Annotated in this window: 19 protein-coding genes and 1 pseudogene; 6 read left to right on the top strand and 14 right to left on the bottom strand. The window is 51.2% G+C overall.

Annotated features, from left to right (window positions below):
- Positions 1 to 18: 18 nt before the first annotated feature.
- From EI42_RS15295 to EI42_RS15275, 5 genes are all read right to left on the bottom strand, one after another.
- A complete protein-coding gene (locus EI42_RS15295) occupies positions 19 to 1,041 on the bottom strand; it encodes a toprim domain-containing protein (RefSeq protein WP_111323500.1) in 1,023 nt (340 codons plus the stop codon).
- 17 nt (positions 1,042 to 1,058) lie between these two features.
- Positions 1,059 to 1,763 (bottom strand): serine/threonine protein kinase, encoded by a 705-nt coding sequence (locus EI42_RS15290; protein ID WP_281278994.1) that lies wholly within the window; start codon positions 1,761 to 1,763, stop codon positions 1,059 to 1,061.
- A gap of 120 nt (positions 1,764 to 1,883) precedes the next feature.
- Positions 1,884 to 2,786 (bottom strand): hypothetical protein, encoded by a 903-nt coding sequence (locus EI42_RS15285; RefSeq protein WP_111323498.1) that lies wholly within the window; start codon positions 2,784 to 2,786, stop codon positions 1,884 to 1,886.
- A 499-nt stretch (positions 2,787 to 3,285) separates the two neighbouring features.
- Entirely contained in the window at positions 3,286 to 3,780 is a 495-nt protein-coding gene (locus tag EI42_RS15280) for a hypothetical protein (protein WP_111323497.1), read from the bottom strand.
- A gap of 108 nt (positions 3,781 to 3,888) precedes the next feature.
- Positions 3,889 to 4,437: a hypothetical protein gene (locus tag EI42_RS15275; protein WP_111323496.1), complete on the bottom strand. Its 549-nt coding sequence runs from the start codon at positions 4,435 to 4,437 to the stop codon at positions 3,889 to 3,891.
- A 760-nt stretch (positions 4,438 to 5,197) separates the two neighbouring features.
- On the opposite strand from EI42_RS15275, the gene EI42_RS15270 reads away from it, so the two are divergent.
- On the top strand, positions 5,198 to 5,467 hold the full coding sequence (locus EI42_RS15270) for a hypothetical protein (protein ID WP_111323494.1): 270 nt from the start codon (positions 5,198 to 5,200) through the stop codon (positions 5,465 to 5,467).
- 35 nt (positions 5,468 to 5,502) lie between these two features.
- On the opposite strand, the gene EI42_RS15265 is transcribed toward EI42_RS15270, so the two are convergent.
- The 4 genes from EI42_RS15265 to EI42_RS15255 form a co-directional block, all read right to left on the bottom strand.
- Positions 5,503 to 6,354: a lasso peptide biosynthesis B2 protein gene (locus EI42_RS15265; RefSeq protein ID WP_111323492.1), complete on the bottom strand. Its 852-nt coding sequence runs from the start codon at positions 6,352 to 6,354 to the stop codon at positions 5,503 to 5,505.
- A 68-nt stretch (positions 6,355 to 6,422) separates the two neighbouring features.
- On the bottom strand, positions 6,423 to 8,087 hold the full coding sequence (locus EI42_RS15260) for an asparagine synthase-related protein (protein WP_170142651.1): 1,665 nt from the start codon (positions 8,085 to 8,087) through the stop codon (positions 6,423 to 6,425).
- A 34-nt stretch (positions 8,088 to 8,121) separates the two neighbouring features.
- Entirely contained in the window at positions 8,122 to 8,391 is a 270-nt protein-coding gene (locus EI42_RS31930; RefSeq protein WP_146505371.1) for a hypothetical protein, read from the bottom strand.
- Complete coding sequence (locus EI42_RS15255) at positions 8,378 to 8,707, bottom strand: IS630 transposase-related protein (RefSeq protein WP_111323488.1); 330 nt, start codon at positions 8,705 to 8,707, stop codon at positions 8,378 to 8,380. The genes EI42_RS31930 and EI42_RS15255 overlap by 14 nt, the downstream gene beginning before the upstream one ends.
- A 92-nt stretch (positions 8,708 to 8,799) precedes the next feature.
- On the opposite strand from EI42_RS15255, the pseudogene EI42_RS34900 reads away from it, so the two are divergent.
- Positions 8,800 to 8,997 (top strand): annotated as a pseudogene (locus tag EI42_RS34900) (helix-turn-helix domain-containing protein); the annotation flags it as partial.
- Here EI42_RS34900 and EI42_RS34895 read toward each other — a convergent pair.
- Positions 8,914 to 9,183 carry a hypothetical protein gene (locus EI42_RS34895; protein WP_428843955.1) on the bottom strand — a complete coding sequence of 90 codons (270 nt, stop codon included), beginning with the start codon at positions 9,181 to 9,183 and terminating at the stop codon, positions 8,914 to 8,916. The pseudogene EI42_RS34900 and the gene EI42_RS34895 sit on opposite strands and share 84 nt — an antisense overlap.
- A 60-nt stretch (positions 9,184 to 9,243) precedes the next feature.
- Entirely contained in the window at positions 9,244 to 9,906 is a 663-nt protein-coding gene (locus EI42_RS34890; protein ID WP_428843954.1) for a hypothetical protein, read from the bottom strand.
- 737 nt (positions 9,907 to 10,643) lie between these two features.
- Here EI42_RS34890 and EI42_RS15240 point away from each other — a divergent pair.
- From EI42_RS15240 to EI42_RS15215, 4 genes are all read left to right on the top strand, one after another.
- Positions 10,644 to 11,219 (top strand): MauE/DoxX family redox-associated membrane protein, encoded by a 576-nt coding sequence (locus EI42_RS15240; protein WP_211326186.1) that lies wholly within the window; start codon positions 10,644 to 10,646, stop codon positions 11,217 to 11,219.
- Between the two features lie 120 nt (positions 11,220 to 11,339).
- A complete protein-coding gene (locus EI42_RS15235) occupies positions 11,340 to 11,852 on the top strand; it encodes a peroxiredoxin family protein (protein WP_137686059.1) in 513 nt (170 codons plus the stop codon).
- 2,112 nt (positions 11,853 to 13,964) lie between these two features.
- Positions 13,965 to 16,715, top strand: a complete 2,751-nt coding sequence (locus EI42_RS15220) for an ABC transporter permease (RefSeq protein ID WP_111323478.1) — start codon at positions 13,965 to 13,967, stop codon at positions 16,713 to 16,715.
- 129 nt (positions 16,716 to 16,844) lie between these two features.
- On the top strand, positions 16,845 to 17,465 hold the full coding sequence (locus EI42_RS15215; protein ID WP_211326185.1) for an ABC transporter ATP-binding protein: 621 nt from the start codon (positions 16,845 to 16,847) through the stop codon (positions 17,463 to 17,465).
- Between the two features lie 1,243 nt (positions 17,466 to 18,708).
- Here the strand turns inward: EI42_RS15215 and EI42_RS32555 are convergent.
- The 3 genes from EI42_RS32555 to EI42_RS15205 are packed head-to-tail and all read right to left on the bottom strand — an operon-like array spanning position 18,709 to position 19,648.
- Entirely contained in the window at positions 18,709 to 18,867 is a 159-nt protein-coding gene (locus tag EI42_RS32555; RefSeq protein ID WP_170142649.1) for a hypothetical protein, read from the bottom strand.
- Positions 18,867 to 19,367: a hypothetical protein gene (locus EI42_RS15210; RefSeq protein WP_111323474.1), complete on the bottom strand. Its 501-nt coding sequence runs from the start codon at positions 19,365 to 19,367 to the stop codon at positions 18,867 to 18,869. Before EI42_RS15210 ends, EI42_RS32555 begins: the two co-directional genes overlap by 1 nt.
- A complete protein-coding gene (locus EI42_RS15205) occupies positions 19,364 to 19,648 on the bottom strand; it encodes a hypothetical protein (protein WP_111323472.1) in 285 nt (94 codons plus the stop codon). The genes EI42_RS15210 and EI42_RS15205 overlap by 4 nt, the downstream gene beginning before the upstream one ends.
- Positions 19,649 to 19,987 lie beyond the last annotated feature (339 nt).

The following is a 19,987-nucleotide window of genomic DNA, read 5'->3' as shown; positions in this document are numbered from 1 at the left end:
GGAGGCAAGCACGCCGGTTTAGCGTGTGCTTGAGAACTCATGAGCAAGCAGCGCATGATACGCGTAGAGCGCGTCGAGGCCATCACGGCCGGCCCGACTCCAGAGCGCACTCCAGTCCTGGCCTTCCGTGTGTGGGAGCGCCAGGACGGCATCATAGCCTGCCTGGCGGAGTTGCTGTTGGAGGCGTTTGGCCGCTGTTTTCCCGCCTGGATCGGAATCGAAGGCCAGCAGAATGGAACTGCCCGCTCGCAGCGGAAGGCGGCCCGGCTCGATCCCTGGCGCGATGCCCACCAGGGAGATCACCTCTTCGGGAGCGAACCCTGCGGAGAGCAGTGCCAGCCGGTCGAAGGGCCCCTCTACCAGGATGAGTGGTATGGGGTGCTGTGCCGGGGTGAACGGCTGCCAGAACCAGCCCGCCGGATTGGTCTTGATCCAGCGCGGTTTCTGTTCGTGGGCCAGCACTTCTTTGTGCTTGCCTTCATGGGGGACGCTCTGCCACCCTGTGAGGAGCCGTCCCGCATAGCCGCGCTGCTCAGGCTGGGTGGGCAGCGCCAGCGGGAAGAGCAGGCGATCCTCCCAGCGTGCAAGGAGCGGCTCCCCATACCGTTTGGCGGCTCCCGGGGCAAGATAGCTCACTCCAGCCCGCTGAGCTACCGCAAGGGGGATATGACGGGCTTCCAGATAGGCCTGGGCATTCCAGGCCTCTTCGCGATCCAGGCGAAGGACGCCGTGGGCTGCGAGTTGCTTGAGCAGGGCTGTTTCCCGGTGCTGCCAGGAGGGTTTGTGAGCAGCAGGCGGTGCTGGCTGCCAGGAGGGGGGCGACGCGGAACGGTGAAGGGCACTGCGGCCAGCAGAGGCGGCAAGTTCAGGGACGATGACCCGTTCCTGACAGCAGAAGCACCGTCCGCGGCCGCTCGCTTTATGGATCGAAAGGGAGCGTTGATGATCGCTCCCATGAATGGGGCAAAAGGCCCGCAGGTAGGGGCCGGTGTCTCGAATGTCTCGAAGATCGAGCTGTGCGAGTGGAAGAGAAACAACCATCGGATCTCCTTTCTTGTCTAGCGACTTTGTTTCTGGATGAACATGGGGAGGAAGGCGGCCAGGTTCCGTTTGCGCGCGGCCGCTGCTTTGCACGAACGCCAGAGGTCAAGCAGCGCTCCTGCCTGGAGGTCAGGTGTGGCGAGCAGCGCTCCTGCCTGGACATTCCATGCTTGCAAAGGATGTGGTAGCCGAGGGAGAAAGCATTGGAGGATGGTGAAGAGCTGGTAACAGTCATACCAGAACGGTGAGTGGCCAAAGGCATGGCTGGTGGTTGTCACCCTGCGTGCTTGCTCGAAGTCGATGAGCCAGATCTTGCTTCGGTGAAGCAGGATGTTCCTGGAGTGGATATCACCATGCACGAACTGGTGCTGGTGGAGGCTGGCAATGCCCTGCAAAAGCTGTTCTGCCAGGGAGATGGCAAGCGACGAGGACAGCGGGGCCTTGAGCGCCTTCTCCAGCGATGTGCCTGCAATATATTCCATCACCAGGGCAGACTGGTTTTCTTCCAGCTCCAGCGTGTCAAGGACGGCGGGGACGGGAAGGGACGCTTCGTGCAGAAGCTGAAGTACAGATGCTTCGTGGTGTATTTTCTCTGGCGTTGCAACCTTGATGGCAACGCGAGCACGGCGCTGGAGATCACGCGCAAGGAAGACGGTTCCCCCGCATCCTTCTCCGAGCAGCCGAAGCGTGCGATAGCGTGTTGTGGTTTCAAAACAAGACAGAGAAGAGACTCCTTTCGCTAGAGAACAGATGGAGCAACGGAAACCAGGACGTGGGTGAGCAAGGTGGAAAAAAAGAACCTGATCGAGGAGGATCAGGTTCAGCGTCCTGCACGAGGCAGCTTAGTGGATGAGTCCACGCAGAGTGGCGCGGGCCTCAAGCCATTTGCGCTTGCAGAAGGACACCTGCTGTTCGGCGAGGCGCACTTCTTCTCGCACCGCTTGGACGATGGGACTCTGATCCCATCGTGCCTGCTGGAGATGCTCGAGCAACTGAATGGCATGGCGCAGAGACATATGGAGTTGTTGCGTCGCTGGACTCTGCGGTGCAGGGGAATGCCTCATGATGAATGAGCGCACCCCAACTGCGTAGTTGAAGAGCCCAAACCAGCGGAGTCGTTCTGCCTCCTGGTGGAAGGCGTACTCATCCATATACTGCTGCTGCTGCAAGCTCTGTTGCAGGAAAGCAATATGCTGTTCCTGCTGCTGGATCATCCTCATGTGATGATACTCAGCTTGCTCGAGGGCGTGTTGCAGTTTGGCGCGCGCAGCTTTATATTGCGCCATTGCCTGCTGGTACTCAGCTTCCCAGAAGTGCATTGTCGCTGCCACGCTTTCAGGGGTGATCCCTTGCGGAGCCGGAGCCGGAGCTTTCATCTCGACGATGATATGGTGTCCGGCAACGGGGACGAGCGCGGCCTCCGGTGCGTTTTGGATGCGTTTCTTTTTCTGGAAACGCGGCTGCTGCGGAACGTTCTGCTCCGATTGAGCGTTTTGCACGCTCTGTGGTCGCGATACGTTCTGCTCCGATTGAGCGTTTTTCACGCTCTGTGGTCGCGAGACGCCCTGCTCCGATTGAGCGTTTTTCGCGTTCTGTGGCTGTGAAATGGCTTGCTCCTGTGGCCGAGAACTGTGAGCGTCCTGTGGCTGAGAAACGTCCTGTGGCCGAGAACTGCGAGCGTTCTGTGACTGAGAAACGTCCTGCGGAACAAGTTGAGCCTGTGAAACGCTTGAAGGGTGTGCCATGGGGTTTCCTCCTTTGGTGAAGAGATGGAGAAGCAAAGGAGGGTGCGCCCATGAGCCAAAATGCACGCTCAGGGATCACAGGTTCAGTCTTCTGTGCGCGTTACCCTCCTTTCTTTGCTTCAATCGATACGTTCGTCTCTCTCTTGCGGTGAGATGGGTGCTGCAAGAGAGGAGAGATCTCTCTGCCCGGAGAACCTGGGGCAGAACGCAGGCCCCAACCGTACCATCCCGGTGGGCGTGGATCGCGCATCACACTCCTTGCGCGGGAGGAGATCATCTTCTATGAAAAGCATACCTGGACGATGGGGAGAAGGCAAGTAGGGAAAGAAAACCTCTTTGTCACCCGTTTCTGCTCGTGGGGCTCTTGTGAGGCGAAGGGGCGATGGGCGTGAGAAGCCAGCGGAGGCAGAGGAACATGCTGGAAAAACGATGGTGCTAGGACATCGAAAACGAGGAGCGAAAATGAGCGAAAATGGGGAAACGGTGTGGTGAGGAGACGCTAAGAAGAAGAGCGCTCCTCAGCGGTGGCATGAGGTGCTGCCTGGATGCTCTTTTCAAGCTGCTCCATTTCTTCAGCCGTCCAGAGTCGCTTCTGATGGCCTGCCGCATACTCGTATTTATTGTCGAGGACGGTTTTGCTGATGATGATATTGCGGCGAGTAAAGGGTTCCAGGGTGCCAGCGGAAGTATAAGGATTGATGACCCAGCGACGAGAAAGGATGTATTCTGGCTGAAAGATCCAGGAGGGATGAGGGAACGCAACCCGATTGCAGAGCTCCTCGACCATCGCGGCACAAAAAGCGGCCCATCGCTGTTGCGTGAGTGTCTGCCCGACTGGTGGAGGGGTTTGGATTAACTCCTGCCGATGGGTGACAGCGAAACACCACCAGTCATGGAGAAAACATTTCACCGCATACCAGGGATCTTCTCCCTGAACGATGAGTTCGGGAATCTGAGACACCGGATGGATGGGATAGGGAAGCAGTGCTTTCATCGGTTGGGGTGATCTCCTTTCTCAGTGTGTCCTTCTCTTCTATTATACCCCAAAAAAGAGGGAGAGAGCTGCTTGTGGGGAAGCGCTCTCTCTGGTAGCAGCACTGCTTTATTTGGAAAAGCAGCGTTCGATGGCATTGGCTATTTCCTGGGGCCGCATGCTTTGCATGTGAGGAGGAATATAGCGCTGAACCAATGTCCAGGCCTGAGCTTGGGATGAGATGCGCAAGCGTTTGGCGAGGGCCTGGATATCGCGGTCGTCATCTTCTCGACCGGCAAAAAGTTTGAGTGCAAGGATATACTGCTCTTCAGGAATGAGCACGCGGAGATGGGAGAATTGCTTCCAGAGCGAAGGGGATTGCGGTCGTCCGATTTGGTCGATGACAATGGTAACATCATCATTGAACCAGTCAGACGGCAGCTGGTATGTCTGTGCAATAGCGGTAGCAGCGTGCTTGACGGACCGATAGATGTGTGCCTGATTGGTGGCAATCGAGACATCAATGTCGCGGGTCGTTTTCCGATTTTGCACGATACTAACCATATAAGCGCCTCCTACAAGCAAGATAGAGGCCTTAATTCCCTCTTCTGCCAGTTTGTCATTGAGCAAGGCGAGATGACGTTCAATGGCTTTCTGGTTCATCATCTGTCGTTTCATATCCTTCTTTCCTTTCTGCCAAAAAAGGAGAAGAGGAAAGAAGGGCGGCTAGAAGCATTCTCCTGCGTGCCTGAGCGACACGATGTTTGTGCTTTTTCCCTTCTTTCCTCTTCAGACAAGTGGATCGCCAGAGACAGGCGCAGGGGATCCGAGCTGCGCTCCTTCAGAACCGTGAAGGAAACCGGCCATCAGCAGTCCTGATGGGGGACCCGCGTCATCGTCCTCGCGGAAGGACCGCCGTATGCTCCCGTGCGAGGAGGGCTCCTTGAGCGCAAGGAGCAGTGAGAGAACGAGTATAGGAAGAGTATAGGATAGAGGGGAGGGGAAAACAAGAGCAAAAAGAAAGAAAAGAGGCACGAGAAAAGAGGGGGGAGGGGTGGCCCAAGAGGAGCCAGAGCGTGGCTTGTCAAGCGGGAGGAGGATGAAGTTGATGGGAGTGAGAAGGTGGTGCTGAGACATCGAAACACAGGAGCAAACCAGAGAACAATGCGTCGTTGTGCGAGAGGCAGGGTGCAGATGGTCTTTCTCTCTTGAAGGACTGCTTCAGGCAGAAAGGGACTTCGAAGACAAGAGCCTTTCTGCTCACCTCTGAGGCGAACACGTCTGCCAGGATGCAGGTCCAATGAAGCTCGAAAAGGCCATTTTTTCGATGCGCAAACACCATCGAAAAAAGAGCGTGATGTTTGTGGTATGAAAGGGCTTGTCAAGCCGTTTGAGCTTCCAGAAAGTGGTTCGACTCTTTAAGAAGAAGAAGAGAGGAATGGAGCTGGAAGAGGTGAAAAAAAAGATCTTTTTTTTCGCGCGCGTGTTGGCAAAAGGTGAGAGCCAGAGAAGAGAAGTTGTTCTCAAGGAAGGGGTCTGGCTTCCAACAACCGGAACAGAGCCGGAACTCGTGCTGTTCGACGTTTGGGGAAGGTCCCATGTTCTGTGCTTCCTGAAACCGTTCCTCACACCTTGCTGCTGCGATCGGCAGCTGGTGTCATTGCGAAGGGCGGGGCTGAGAGATGATGGGGAAGGAGGACGGGTTTGAGCAATCAGTGATCTTAGGTTGCTGAGAAGCTGACTCTACAAGGGGATCCGCACGAGCGGCGAGTAACCTGTTGCCACTTCTGGAATATCATTCACGACCACGCCATCCACTTCGACCCAGGCGTGGAATTCAAAGCGCTCATTTTTGGCAAAGCGATCTCTCCCGATCGTCACGTGAGCGGGGATTCCTGCGCGGCACAAGTAAGCGCAGAAAGCGACTGAGCGCGCCACACAGAGGGCCTCGGGAGCGATGAGTCGGACCAGACAGAGACAGAAAAGCAGTTCCCGCCGCGCCAGATGGATGATCTCAGGAAGCGAAGACGAGGCGAACGCGACCGCTCCAGGCCACAGCGAGGCCAGATACTGATGGGCTCGACTCCAGCCCGGCCACCCCCGCTCACTCCACTGGGAGGGCGCTTTTTCTTCGCCCTGGAGAAGGCGTAGAGCTGTGAAGGCAGAGTGCCAGGCATGGAGACGTTGCCACCAGGAAAAGGAAGGAAGGGACGACGGTGTTGCGACTCCTGTCAGCAAAAAGTCCCAGTCCTCTTCAAGAGGCACTGACCCCCTGCGTGGCTGGTGCTGATATGGGAAACACGAGTGGAACGCGGTTTGCGCGAATGGCGGATCTGGTGTGTGGAGCAGGTCAAGCTGCTCCAGCTGGTGCAGGAGCGCGTGAATGCCCTGTTGAAGGGTCTCTCGATCAGCATCGTAGCGAGACGCAAGTCCTACCAGCAAATCCTCATGCGTCGTCACCTGCAATCCGAGTGTCAGGATATCGGTGGCACTGGGAGTCAAGCGGTAAAGCGTTCCCTGGAGACTCTCAAGCAGGACTCCTTCGCCGTCAGCAGCATCAAAGCCAACAGAAGGCTTCAGTTCAATGAAAGCCATGTCCGTCTCCTTTCATGAGTTGATCGAATCGACGAAGAAAAAGCTCAGTCATGGCGCTGCTGATCAGGCTATAGGAGGGATGAGCGAATCGAGCGTGGATCTGAAAGCACTGAGAGCAGTTTTCCTCGATCAAGAATCCCTCGTCTCATCAAGCTCGACTCAGGCGTCGCGAGCCATGCGAGGAGCCGATCAGGAGACGTCAGACAAAACGACTGCGCAGGGGCATCTAACCAACTCCCCCATTGGCGGGTAATGATCTCTGATGGCACGTCGTGTCGCCAGGCCCATTTGAGGACTGGCTTCACGATTTTGACTCCCATTCGGGGGAGCAAACGATATGCATCTGGAAGTGTTGCTCCAAAGCGGAGCAACGCTTTGTGATGAAACGGATGACAGACCCGTATGCCATGTGGTTGCCAAACAGAGAGCTCAAGAACAGTATCTTGCGGGGAAAAGGCACCGGCTTCCACGGGTGTGATGGCAGGAACGTCCTCCCCATCGACTGACGTCAGAAAATCTGCTCGCCGCAGACGGCGTTGCTCTTCTTGTTGCCCCTGTTCAAGCCGCATACTGGTTTTGCCGACAACCGGAAAGGCTGGGTGGAGGCTGCGAAGCAGGGCTGTCGTTGACCAATCGGTCGTCAATGCGCCAAGCAGCATCCTCCCTTTCTCGCGCAATGAAATCGGTGAGCGGAGGACTGTAGAGAGGCCAGAGGTGGCAGGAGCAAACAGGGTGTCCCCCCCACGACCGGTGGCAAGCACCGTGATACCATCCTGGTGCAGCTGTTGTGCTACCTGCAGCATCCAGATAGATCCGGGATGACTATAGGGATGAGGCATATCCCAGGACGCGGAGAGAGAGTCTTGATCGCCAGTATTGACAGGAACCGCAACGAGAGGAATGCCTAAGCGTTGGCAAAGAGCGCGTGCAAACCGTTCCTCACTGGCATCTGGATCGGCAAAAGAGAAGTGGTAGGCCGTGACGTTCGCTCCGGCCAGCGTGAGGGCGGCAGCGACAGCGGAGGAGTCAATCCCGCCACTCAAGAGGATGCCAATTCGACCAACAGAGACAAGTGGCTGCACGGCCTGGAGCAGAAGCTGACGGCTCCATTGCGCCCACGCATCCAGACTCATCCGAGCAGGACACGAAAACGGGGTGACGTGATCAAATGGAAGGGTATGTACACGCTCTTGCTCGATAACGACAAGCTGGCTAGCAGGAACGACGTGAAGATCTCGGGGGAGAAAGACGTTTTCTCCTCGACAACAGTGACGAATCGCTCCTTCATCAAGATCTTGAACCCCATCCACCAGGTCCAGTGGATTCGTTGACCAGCGCACGATCTGAGGCGTGACCCGGTAAAAAATATTCTCGTTTGAGGGAAGGCTTTTGAAGAGAAAGAGACGCCCAGGAGAGAGGAGACAGCCAACTCCTTCCCCTGGGAGGTGTGCTCCCTCGTGAGAGCGACCCTGCTTCAGGTGAGAGATCAGGGAGGCAATCCTTGACGATGAGAGATCAGGGAAGAAACCGGCAAACAAGACGAGGTCCTGTTGTGTGTATGGGGAAGCATAGAGAGGGAAGTCTTCAGCATGTCGTAGCCACTGCACAACCGTGCGCAATGAGGTTCCCTGACGAAACGTGGTTGACCGAACGGCATGGCGATACTGAAAAAGGGAAAGCTGATCGCGTTGAAGATGGCCGTCAAAGCCGACATACTGTGTTGCCAGTGTCATCCTTGCGTTCTCCTTAGCGGTGCTATTAGCGGCTCTATCCAGCAGGAATGCTGGCCCCATGCCGGTCAGCGATATCGAGGCGATCATGGTCATGATGGCTCCATAATTGCGAGGCACCTTCCCGTAAGCACGTTGACCGCGTGGAGAGCGTAGCTATACACGGGGGCATGGCAAGGTGGGAGCCAGCCTCATCCACAAACACCAGGTCAGCACTTTGCAGGTGAGCCGTTTGCTTGCGCAAGGCGGCCCGTTCAGCTTCCTTTTGCTCAGCCGCTCTCACCGTCTTTTTTTCAAGTCCAGCCAAGGGCCTCTCTGGCGCGGGTAATACTGGCTGGACTGACCTGGAGTCCATAGCCATCTTGGAAGAGGCGACAATGCTCTTCCCGCCGCAGGTCGGGATAGGCCTGCAATTGGGCGAGCAAATGGGCCTGTAACGCCGCTCCTGTTGGGACGGCCTGGAATCGTCTTTGGCTCGACATGACCGGTTTCCGCCGCTGTTTGAGATAGCGTTTGATGGTCGCCGTCGAGACAGCAAATTGCTCTGCGACTTGACTCTGGCTGGCTCCGGCATCGATGGCTCGCAGCACCCGGAGCCGCAAATCTTGCGAATAGGCTTTCATTCTTCCAGTGTATATTATAATCAACCCTTATGAACAGTGCTCTAGTGCAATCGGACGGAAGAAAATGAGGGAAGGTACCGATATGAAAGGGTATGAAAGCACCTCTCTTCATTCGACCACTCACCACAGACGAGCGTGACACGATCCAGGCGAGCTTGCGTTCATCATCAGCCTTTGTGTTGCGGCGCTGCCAGATCGTGCTGGCTTCAGCACGGCAGGAACGGGCGAGCAGCATTGCCAGAAGCCTGGGTTGCGACGAGGGGAGCGTGCGCAACATGATCAACGGCTTCAATGAAAAAGGTCTGACCGTGCACCAGAAGACCTCCTGCCGTCCTCACCGTCTGCGCACCAGCATTCCCGACGACTGCCTGCCGGCCTTGCGAGATCTCTTGCATCGCAGTCCCCGCGAGTTCGGTATCGAGCCCAATTGTTGGAGCTTGCCATTGGCCGCAAAGGTCGCCTTTCGAAGAAGGCATCGCCCCAGCGAGCATTTCGGGGGCAAGTGTTCGCCGTGCCCTCAAGCGCCTGGGATTCAGTTAGAAGCGAGACAAACACTGGATCACGAGTCCCGATCCGATGTATCTCCAAAACAAACGGCGCGTGATCGGCTGATTGCCTACGCGAGCCCCCGTCCTGATTGGGCGATTGGTTTTCTCGATCAGGTCTGCTGGTCCAGATTTGCCCTTCCTCATCTTCACGCTTGGCAAAGCAAGCAGGAGCCAGTGCGGCTGGTCGAGCACGTGTGGCAGAAAGGTGATCCTGACCCCAAAGCCTTGGCGTGCTATGGAGTCTTGTGGCAAGAGGGAGAACCCGATGATCCAGTCTGCGATGAGATGTGGCTGCGTTTGGTGACGGGACGCCCAGTGAGTGCCATCACCATTCCGTTTCTTGAGTGGTGATGCCAGAAGCTGGAGAAGCAAGGGAAGAGGAACTGGCTTCTGATCTGGGATAACGCCAGTTGGCACGGCTCCAAGATGGTCAAAGACTGGATCAGGCAACACAATCAGCATGTCAAGCAGTCGAGCCAGGGGGTACGTCTCCTGCCCTTCTTCTTGCCCACGAAAAGCCTCTGGTTGAATCCTATTGAGCCCAAATAGGTTCATGGCAAGCGACAGGTGGTCGAACGTGATGGCTTGCTTTCGGCCCAACAACTCACCCAGCGCGTTTGTGTCTATTATGGATGTGCTTATGAAGCTCACTTATCACTCCCTGAAAAGGTTTAGTAAGTCTGCACGAGGAAGCCACGCATGAATAACAGGTCAACGCAGCAATCATGAGCCGCTCTATTAAAATCTGGGATGGACGCAAAAAGTTGCTGGTGCCGCTAAGTGGGATGAGGACGTGTGATTCCCTCGGCAAGTTCACATCAGAGGGCAACAATAAAAACTGGATGTTTGTCAATGTGTGTCAAACACATATTGCTCTGATACCTCTGCCTGCTCACTCGGCACAAAGGAGACAGGCCTCTGGCGAGGTTCTCCGCTTTAAGTATCCAATACGAACTTGGTCATCTTCTCTCTGTCTCCGGGATAGGTGAGGTTTTGCTCGTGGAGGAAACAGCGATTGTTCGCTTTTTGGACTGTATATTGAGCAAAGCTTGGATTGATCGTAACCTACAGACATAGAATATATCAAAGTTAAACTGTTCAAACGGAGCATCAGATTCAGATGAAACGACTTAAACGGCGGGACAATGCTTACATGTTAGCAAGATCGGAGGGTACAAAGATGGGCAGTTTATACGCTTATAGGGTTTTTATTTGAAATAGTTTTAGAAATTTAGAAATTCGGATTTTATTCTTTCTCTTTATAAAAGTATATTGACAGGAAGCATTAGAAATGTTATATATTTTAAAGGCAATAGAATTGATAATCACAAATGCATGTTTCTTGTGCTAAAAAAATCGAAAGGAGCTACATCTTAAATAGTGAGATTATGTTCTACACTCTAGCTATAGGACATTTGTCCCTACGCATGTTTTTAGGCTCTATTTTGATTAGTAGTGCTTTAACAAAAATACTTCATCCTACCAATTTTTATGTCAGTATACGTGACTATAGGATTATACCTGCGAAAAAAATGGGGCAAGCGATCGCATCCATCCTAGTAGTCATGATTCCTGGAGGGGAGATAGTAATAGGAAGTGCACTTGTTGTTGGCTGGCCATTGATATTTAGCAAAGTAGGGGCGTTACTTCTTTTCCTGATTTTTAGCAGTGTAATATCCCTTACCATTATTAGGAAAAGGACAGATATTTTATGCTCATGTGGCGGTATCTTAGGAAATCATAGAATTTCTTGGTTACTGGTAGCACGTAATGTATTGCTGCTCGCTCTACTTTTGCTGAATATATTTGTACCTGGAGATACAATCACTCTAGAACTATTGCTGAGTACCCAAAGGTATGATCCTACCTTGGTGGTAGCTTCAATTGGAGCTGCATTCATTATTTCGACTGGAGCTATTGCACTCATAAAAGTGACAAAAGCAATATACGAGTTTCTGGCATAATGCCTAGAGGAAGGAGGGATTCTTATTTCAACCATATGGATAATTTGCCTTGTTGCATTATGGGTGGTTGTCATTGGTGAAACCATCTTGCTCTTGCTCCTCTTGCGGACATTAGGAGCATTGAAACAGCAAGGTATGCTTCAAATATCACAAAATGTAGCATCGTTTCCTCCTCCCCCTCCAGGGTTTGGGGGACCGGAAGTCGGAGAGCACATTCATCTCTTTCGCGCGATTGATCAAGATAAAAGAGTAATCGATATCGCTCAACTGAATGGGAAACAGTACATACTTGCCTTCCTTTCAACTACATGTCCTGCCTGCTCAAGTACAGCAGAGGCTTTGCAGAAAACCGCGATAGAGCACCCTGAGTTAAGGATTCTTATCGTTGCGGATGCTGATTTGGAGAAGAACAGACGGTTTGCTGCTCAGCATAACCTGACCATACCAGTTCTAACTCCTGAGCCGGAATTAGTACAAACTATTTACAAAATTGGAGGCTTCCCTCTTGTTTTTCTAATAGATGAAGACCAGAAAGTGCAGAAGCGAGGGATCATCAATAATTACAATCATTTGATGGCACTATTAGCGAGTGTTTCAGCAAAAAATAGTGACACTTCGCTAATATGGTCATAGATTTGAATGGAAGCTAGTATTTTAAAGGAGGATTCTCAAATGGAGAAAGATGCAAAACTCGTACGCAATGAAACAGTAGCCCAAAGGAGAGGTATATTTAAATGGCTTGCAACTATAGCGGCAGGTGCCTCTGTTGCAACTATCGGTTTAGGCCTCAATACTGGAGGGACCGCGAAGGCCGCTGCTGAGGACAAACCTATGAGTTTCTTGAAGAAACAAAAGACGGTAGGAACTGTAACTACGTTCAATGATCCTAGTATCAAATGTATTCCTTGTCCTGAAGAAGGATCATGTAGCTTCTTAGGGTGTGTGACAAATACGGTCGATTGTGGAATCTCTACTCCATACAAGTCCATAATCCGTATTTATCATGGAGGGTGCTATGGGAACGCTAAAGACTGCCCTTTTACAGATTACACTTACTGTGGCGATAGGTGTGTCTCGTGTTAGCACTTTAGTCGCAAAGTGGTACTTTATAATTTTAGCATAATAATAAAGAAAAGAGTGAAGAAGTAGGGTAGAAGTTTTTGCATCTTCCCCAAGCTTCACTCTTTTTGTAAGCATAGAGAGTGAATATGCGAATATATCATTTTGCTTTGTGTATTCAATCTTATGGGAATAAGGCACATAAACAGATAAATATAACATATATATTTATAAGGCTAAATATTCCCTAAAATACTCGAAATACACTATTTCAACTTGCCAGCAGAAGATATCCTTGACCCAGTGGGAAATCATCCTGGATATACACTTTATCAGCCCGCGATGCTGCTCGAGGTCTGGTTCGGTTCTCAAGCAGGTGTTTGATGCTATCCCAATTATGGATGTTGGCCGGATGCTCATCAAAAGCCAGCAGCACCCTTCTCCATCTCAATGAGCAAGTGACATTTGCACACACATCTTCTTCTGGCGTTATAACTAAGCTCATGGCTAGTATGATGCCTGTTTGAATAATCGAACTGTCCAAGGTGGCTACTGTGGGATTTGGCATCCCGACCGAGCTGACTACATAAATGCTTGAGCATAGGATGATTGATGCTTTTTCTTGTACCGTTTCTCTCAGTTCTAGAAGTAGCATGGTCACAGTCTTATGGCCCGTAAATCATAAGTATATGTCTTTATAAAGCTACGGATTGCACAGTACGGAAAAGATTATTAGTGATTCATCGACACTCAATTTATGCTCGCAGATTTCTATATCGTTAAAGAAAGGTGCAATCGAGCTGAACATTCTCATTACTTATCCATGAGATCTGAAAGAGAAGGATTTACTTTTCAGGCAATTGCTCATCTACTCCAGGTCTCTTATGAATTGTTTATAACTTATAAACTTTAAAAGGATATGATGGCCTTCTACTCTAGAAGATATTTGTTTGGTTTATATTAGTGCTACATTGTGTTCAATAAAATTACAATGATGCTATCCCCTTAAAGAAGCTTTCTCAATCTACGTACGGAACAAGGGGCTATTTCAGCTTTTCTATACAATATACTTTTCACACAATATTTGAAAATATATCTCCTGTCAGAAATGTGTCAGAATCGTGCGGTATAACAAGCATAGCATTGTTCTTCATGGCATTTTTGCCATCGAGATTGGTAAATTAACGCATACTCATAGATCAATGTAGATAAAAAAATAAGGAGGGAAACATGAAGCTTTGTATAAGGTCTCTTGGCCTATTGCTCCTATGTCTCTTGTTCCTGAGCGGTTGTACGCAAGAACTGCCCTCTCAAGAAAGTGCAGTTCCAACGCCAACGGAGACCAGTCAGGTAGAGAATATTCTAGCTCAGTCCACGCCTCTAGCAACCATATCTTGCCAGGAGGCGGAGGCAAAAATCACAGCGCATACTATTCGTCAAATTTCTGTTGGGAAATATAAAGATTCTGGCATTGGGTTTCTCAGTATCTTGCAAGGGGAACCTCATCAAGAATACAGTATTCGGAGTGAAGAGAATGATGGCTTAAAGCGGTGTGCGCAGCACCTTTTGCAACGTATTCATGAACTGAATGCAACACTCCCGGAGGAGCAACATATCCAAATCACGGAATTCCAGCTCGCCTCGTAAAGCGTTTTGGTAAAGAAGAAATGGAAGGGAGATCCGTTTATGTTTTCTTGGATCTGGTTACTGCTTCGGCGGCAACAAGGAAAGAGTTGGTTGACTGCTAGTGGTTTTCTCTGTGCGGCCTGTGCCTTTCTGGTTCTAAGCTCGACAACAAATGCGACAACACTTCGCGTCAACAATTTAGTTGCGCAGAACTGGCGTCCCGTCTATGATCTTATCGTTCTGCCTCCGCAGGTGAGTGTCCCACCTGGACAAGCCATTTCTCCAGCATTGTTACAGGGGTATAGTGGAGGTATCACGGTTCAGCAATATCAGCAGGTTCGTAGTCTTCCTCATGTTGAAATTGCAGCTCCGATCGCATTTCTGGGCTACGCGCAATTGCCAGCACCTCTATGGGAACTTCGTCCAGTGATGGATAGAATGGGATACTATAAAGTTGAGATGGAGGTACGTACCTCGAATGGGGTACGCGAGGTAGCATATCATAAAGAGAGCCGCTTTTTTTACTTTGCCTCAGCCTCCAAATGCAGCAAGTTTAGTGAGAAAGATTTTCCCTCTTTTGAAGAACTTCGTAGGAACGGTATCGAAGTGGGAGGTTGTGGCAGTTCCCATATTGTTTTTCCCTCGTTAGAGACAGGAACCTTTCTGGTTGCGGCCATTGATCCAGAACAGGAAGGACAGCTTGTCGGCCTGGAGCAAAGCCTGCTTTCTGGTCGCATGCTCACAAACCAGGAGACACTGCGGCAAAATCCACAGCGGCCAACGATTCCCATGATGGGAGCACAGAACAAGCCCGTCTCTATCCCGGTCATGAATATTCCTGTCATGGTACAACAAAAGCTACCAGGCTCGGTGGCACAGACGGCAACCGTGACGTATATGGCACCTGAAAACCTTGATCCTCGGGAGGTTATAGAAAAAGGGGGCACAGCGTATCTCCAGAAGTTGCCGAACCAACAGCAGATCTTTCAGGGGAAGATCCCGCTTCTCCAAAACGAACCGAAGCGTCTAACTAGTGCCAACTTGCTCTGGGATGGTAGCACATGGAAAACCCAAATGACCGCTGCAAATCAGGCTGATGCTCGCTTTCTGTATCTCCCGTCAGGAGTTACTTATGCTCCTGCCACAAGCCCAAATGGAAAGAAAGCCTATACGCTACAACCACTCCCCCAACAAAATGGAATCGAGATACAACAGCAGCTTTCGCAAGCACTGCACAGTGATGCTCCCTCTGCGTTACCGGAAGAAGAGGTCTATTTCCGCTCGCTGCGACCTTTATTGATTGGCAAGAGTAATATGCCACCATATGTGAAAGCGATGTATAATTTTGATATTCAAGGTCAATTCTCTGGGCAGCGACTCAAAGCACGCTTTGATCAGCCGATCAACTGGCTCCCCGAGAATACCTATGTTCCTACACCAACTCTGCTGAAATATGATGCACAGGGCAAGCCTGTTCCTCCGAAAGAAATATTGCCGACACCAAATCCTGCCGGGTATCTCTTTCAGCCTCCCCTGGCCCTTACGACGTTGCATGTGGCCCGACAATTGATCGGGGACACGTTGATTAGTGCGATTCGTGTGCGGGTGTCAGGAGTGGATACGCCCAATGAGGCAAGCTGGCAACGGATACAACAGCTTGCTCAATCCATCGAACAACGCACAGGTTTACATGCCTTAGTAACATTGGGATCATCTCCACAGCCGACACTGGTATATGTCCCAGGGGTGAAAAAGGGAGAATACGGTGCAGTGCGCGATGTTGCACCGCTTGGATGGGTGGAGGAGCGGTGGATCTACCCTGGTGCAGGTCTCGTCTATGTCCAACAGGCGCGTGATACCCAGATGCTATTTTTAGGAGCGATTTTGCTGGTGTGTACCGGGTTTCTGCTCGTCTCTTTAAGTGCTCAAGCAACGGCGCGCCAACGAGAATTTGCGCTGCTCGGTGCTCTCGGCTGGCACCCTTATCATGTGGCGCAGCACTTCCTCATGCAGATCCTTTTCCTGGCGTGTGGAGGAGGTGTGCTTGGTCTACTGCTTGCATTACTGGTTGTTACTGGAATAGGAGTCACCATTCCTTTCGCTGCAGGGATCTTGGTATTGCCAGGAGTGTTTCTGCTTGCATGCTTAACGGCTCTCTACCCGTTCTGGCAGGTCTGGAAGATCCATCCTGCAGAAATCTTGCATGCAGGAATAAGCCTTTCCTCTGCACAGGTACAGCATGTTTCCCGGTTAGATCGTATTCTTTCTCCACTCCTCGGTTTGGCCCTACGGAATCTACAACGAACACGAGGCCGCATTCTCATTGCAGGGTGCTGTTTATTCCTCTCTACCCTGTTGCTCATGGTGATGGGCAACGGCGTCCTTCATTTTCAGCAACAATTGCAAGGCACTCTGCTGGGCAATGAGATTCTGCTCCAGACAGTACTTCCCCAACTTTGCGGAGTGCTCTTTGCCTTGCTGCTCACCTTTGCAATGGTTACAGATCTGTTTCTTTTGCAATTCCAGGAGCGTCGTCATGAGGTTGGATTGCTTCAGGCACTTGGCTGGGACAGGTCCCTTCTCTACCGACTCTTTTTGCAGGAAGGGGTATTGTTAGCCGGGGGGAGTATTCTTGCTGGGCTGCTGTGTTCGCTTGCCTTCCTTGCGAGCAGTCACCGACTCCAATGGGCGAGTGTATGGATTGTCATTGGCACACTTTTGACATTGGTGGGGGGAGTGATCCTTGCCATTGTACCTACTATACGAGCGATTCGCCATATGCAGCTTATTGACATTTTACGAGCGGAATAGCAAGGAGAAAAACCTATGCAAAGAGAGCAGGAAGTACAGACAAACTTGTCTGAGAAGAGAAAACAGAAAGAGGCTTTCGTCTGCGTCGAAGCAGTGAGAAAGGTCTATCAGGAAAAAGAGAAGGAGCTAGTGGTCTTCCAAGATGTCCACTTTGAGATTCAGAGTGGAGAGTTTATCACAATTATAGGACAATCAGGTTCGGGAAAAACCACCTTGTTAGCTCTCCTGGGTGCATTAGATACCCCGACATCAGGAGAAATTTGGGTAGATGGACATGCAGTGCATACCCTCAAAGGAGCAAGCGCAGTTCGGTATCGACGTCATGTCGTCGGCTTTGTCTTTCAGCTTTTTTATCTCTTGCCCAACCTCACCGCGTTAGAGAATGTGATGCTTCCCCTACTCCCCTATCAACGACATGCCAACGTCAATATACGGCAACGGGCAAAAGAGCTGTTAGAGCGGGTAGGATTAGGCGGACGTTTGGGACACACGCCAGCGCGCCTTTCTGGCGGAGAACAGCAACGAGTTGCGATAGCCCGGGCCTTGATGCATCGTCCCAGATTGTTACTTGCAGACGAGCCAACGGGCAATCTTGATCCCCGTACAGGTCAGGAGATACTTACTCTCCTGCGGGAGATCCAGCGGGAAGAACAGAGTACGATGATCCTGGTCACTCACGATCTAAATATTGCAGCTCGCGCTGACCGTTGCCTTTCTATGGAAGAAATGAAGAATGCATCTTCTTTCTGATGCTGAACAATTGGTCGCGAATGAACACATCACTCAAACGAAGAAGGAAGGGGGGAAGGAGAAGCACTGAACCAGTAGAAAACGATGCACGTGAGATACAAAGCAAGCAAGGACTGAGCAGAGATGTAGTCTGAGGTGGTTACTTCTTCAAGGAAACCACCTCCCACGTTGCGTGCGTCAATGGAGATCCTGCTTGTCTGTCTAGCAGAGAGGAGGAAGAAGCGATGCAGTGTCGCTCTTCCCTGTTCTCTCTGCAAGCCTCATCTCTTGATTGGCAACCTCACATCCAGGAGCTTCGCCAATTCTTGGGTCAGCTCTCGTGACTGTGCAGATTTTATGGTGTAGTCATATTGCACGCCTCGTTGTATGCTGTATGTTTTTCTCTCCCCTTATGAAGATAAGGAGTAACATTATAAGTTTGTGGTAACAAATATATTGCGTTGATAGAGTATCGGAAAAATATGTTTCGTTTTAAAGTCTGTTACTTTTACTTGTGTATCTACTACAAAGAAGACATTTTTTTACAATTACTAATGTTTTGTATAAGCAGCTCTATTAACTTGATTTTTTTTGTTTTTTTATTATGTAAAATACAATAATAAGCATGAGCTTTTCTCTCAGGATATACTTATAAGTTGGTATAGTAGGGTAGAAATGCCTAGAGTAAATTATTCGATGAAGATCATAGAGTACGTTTGTTGGACGTTTAGGCTTGATTCTTGATGCGAAAACATTCTCTGGAGTGTTCCCAACGGCTCAAAGAAGCAGGGAAACAGATCAAATGAGCCAGTGGAAAGGAATTCACGCATTGACAGGTACACTCTGGATTAATTAGCTATGTAATGCTTTGTTTGACGATTATCTGTTTGTGCTTTGCTGTTGGTAGTCTGTATCGCGCCTTTGGAAGACCGACAGCAAACACACTTCCAACTTTAGCTTGGCCTTTAAAAAAGATGAAACCAGGAGAGATGTTTCATATTGTGCCTTATCTCTCATCTTCCATACCACCAGAAAGGCTGGCATCTCTCTCTCCTACTGCATTTTATCTATTTGCAACGGGCGACGAGGATGCATCCCCTACTATCATTTCCCTTTCGATAAAACAAGTGCTGACCAAGCATCAAACGCCACTGACTCAATTGCCTGGAAATGGTTGAAAGACGTTCCTCAGCAGCTCTTTGTCCTTCACGCGACAGGCGAGGAAACACCTCTTGTAGCTCTTGTGCTTCCTTCAAGAGCGCCGTTACCTCCATGAGCGTGGGGGCACGGGCCTGTCAAGATCCTGCAAAAAGCGCTCATAAGAGGACCGCTCAGCCGCCTTGTTCTCTCCCTGAAGCTGTTGCTCTACGAGCTTTTTGACACTTGCAAGCGTAGCCTCATCGGTCTCAATGCGTCGGATCATCACTCCACCCCGTTCAACTGGATCTGGATCATATCCTCGATGGTGCGCTGCAAGAACCGAAGCGCTTGCACCAGCTCATCACGCTCCTGAGACCGGACTGTGAGCCGTTTGATGAGGGTGAGGAAGGCTTCGAGCACCTCGTTCAGCAGTTCCAGATCCTCGAGTGTCAGCAGGAGAGCCGCACTCGAGAAGGCACCTTTTTGCTCATGGGCAAGCAAGCCGTACAAGCGCATGCGCAGCCCGCTCAGGCGCTGGATTTTGACACGGTGTGAGGGCTTCAAGCGGGATGTATGCTCAAGGTATGAGAGGTATGAACCCACGATGGTTTCAACCACCCGCACATCATTGAAGGAGAGGCAGAGCCGGAGAACCAGAAGTGCCCTGTCGCTCTGGCGAAGCTGATCGTAGGCCGGCCAGACCAGATTGGTGGTGGGCAGAGAGTCGTTGGTCTTCGGAAACAAGGGAGTGGTGTTCTGCTGTTGCTTTTTCTGTCGTCTCATCTTTCGCTCCTTTCTTCTGGATACACCGCAAAGCTGCCTTCATACGACATACCGGTCAAACACAGGAACGCAGACTCGATTATGTGAGTGTGCTCCTGCGTGACCGGCTCGCCCTGCTGAACGCGCCAGACCACCATGAGCGGGACCCCGGCAACAGAAGCCACGGTGTGGATCGAGAGCTGATGCCGCTTCAGGTAGCGTGTCACCTGCGCCTGCTGAAGGGCTTTTGTACTTAAGGGTCGCGTCTCGTGATCCGCGATATCCGCTCTGTGTTTGCGCATCCGTTCCTTCCTCCTTTTTCAGGTCTTCTTTGAAGGGTTCCTCTTTTACTCATCCGTGCGCTTCCCAACGAACAGGTCGCAGATGAGCATTGGACTTTCGGCCGCAAGCGTCCGGGGTGATTTCCAGAACGCGTGAAGGAGAGGTCTACCTGTCCTTCACAGAGATTATGCGAGAGCAAGATGCATGTTGTGTTGCTTGAGCTATCATCTTCACCAACAAGCCGACGAGGGGGCTCATCCGTCGCGAGAGCCCATCCGACCTCGCCTGAAGCACAACAAGCCCATCGAGAAAGCCACACGCGCAGGCAGGAAACACACAAGTCTTGAGGATGGAAGCAA

The sequence above is a fragment of the Thermosporothrix hazakensis genome (genome assembly GCF_003253565.1).
GTDB lineage: Bacteria > Chloroflexota > Ktedonobacteria > Ktedonobacterales > Ktedonobacteraceae > Thermosporothrix > Thermosporothrix hazakensis.
This window is presented reverse-complemented; position numbering and strand designations above follow the sequence as displayed.

Coding starts and splice junctions, on each gene's coding strand:
- EI42_RS15285 (WP_111323498.1), bottom strand. CDS start 2,786: ATGGCACACCCTTCAAGCGTTTCACAGGCTCAACTTGTTCCGCAGGAC.
- EI42_RS15260 (WP_170142651.1), bottom strand. CDS start 8,087: ATGACACTGGCAACACAGTATGTCGGCTTTGACGGCCATCTTCAACGC.
- EI42_RS34895 (WP_428843955.1), bottom strand. CDS start 9,183: ATGCCTTCTTCGAAAGGCGACCTTTGCGGCCAATGGCAAGCTCCAACA.
- EI42_RS15295 (WP_111323500.1), bottom strand. CDS start 1,041: ATGGTTGTTTCTCTTCCACTCGCACAGCTCGATCTTCGAGACATTCGA.
- EI42_RS15255 (WP_111323488.1), bottom strand. CDS start 8,707: ATGAAAGCCTATTCGCAAGATTTGCGGCTCCGGGTGCTGCGAGCCATC.
- EI42_RS15240 (WP_211326186.1), top strand. CDS start 10,644: ATGTTCTACACTCTAGCTATAGGACATTTGTCCCTACGCATGTTTTTA.
- EI42_RS15220 (WP_111323478.1), top strand. CDS start 13,965: ATGTTTTCTTGGATCTGGTTACTGCTTCGGCGGCAACAAGGAAAGAGT.
- EI42_RS32555 (WP_170142649.1), bottom strand. CDS start 18,867: ATGATCCGACGCATTGAGACCGATGAGGCTACGCTTGCAAGTGTCAAA.
- EI42_RS15280 (WP_111323497.1), bottom strand. CDS start 3,780: ATGAAAGCACTGCTTCCCTATCCCATCCATCCGGTGTCTCAGATTCCC.
- EI42_RS15210 (WP_111323474.1), bottom strand. CDS start 19,367: ATGAGACGACAGAAAAAGCAACAGCAGAACACCACTCCCTTGTTTCCG.
- EI42_RS15265 (WP_111323492.1), bottom strand. CDS start 6,354: ATGGCTTTCATTGAACTGAAGCCTTCTGTTGGCTTTGATGCTGCTGAC.
- EI42_RS15205 (WP_111323472.1), bottom strand. CDS start 19,648: ATGCGCAAACACAGAGCGGATATCGCGGATCACGAGACGCGACCCTTA.
- EI42_RS15270 (WP_111323494.1), top strand. CDS start 5,198: ATGGAGCTGGAAGAGGTGAAAAAAAAGATCTTTTTTTTCGCGCGCGTG.
- EI42_RS15275 (WP_111323496.1), bottom strand. CDS start 4,437: ATGAAACGACAGATGATGAACCAGAAAGCCATTGAACGTCATCTCGCC.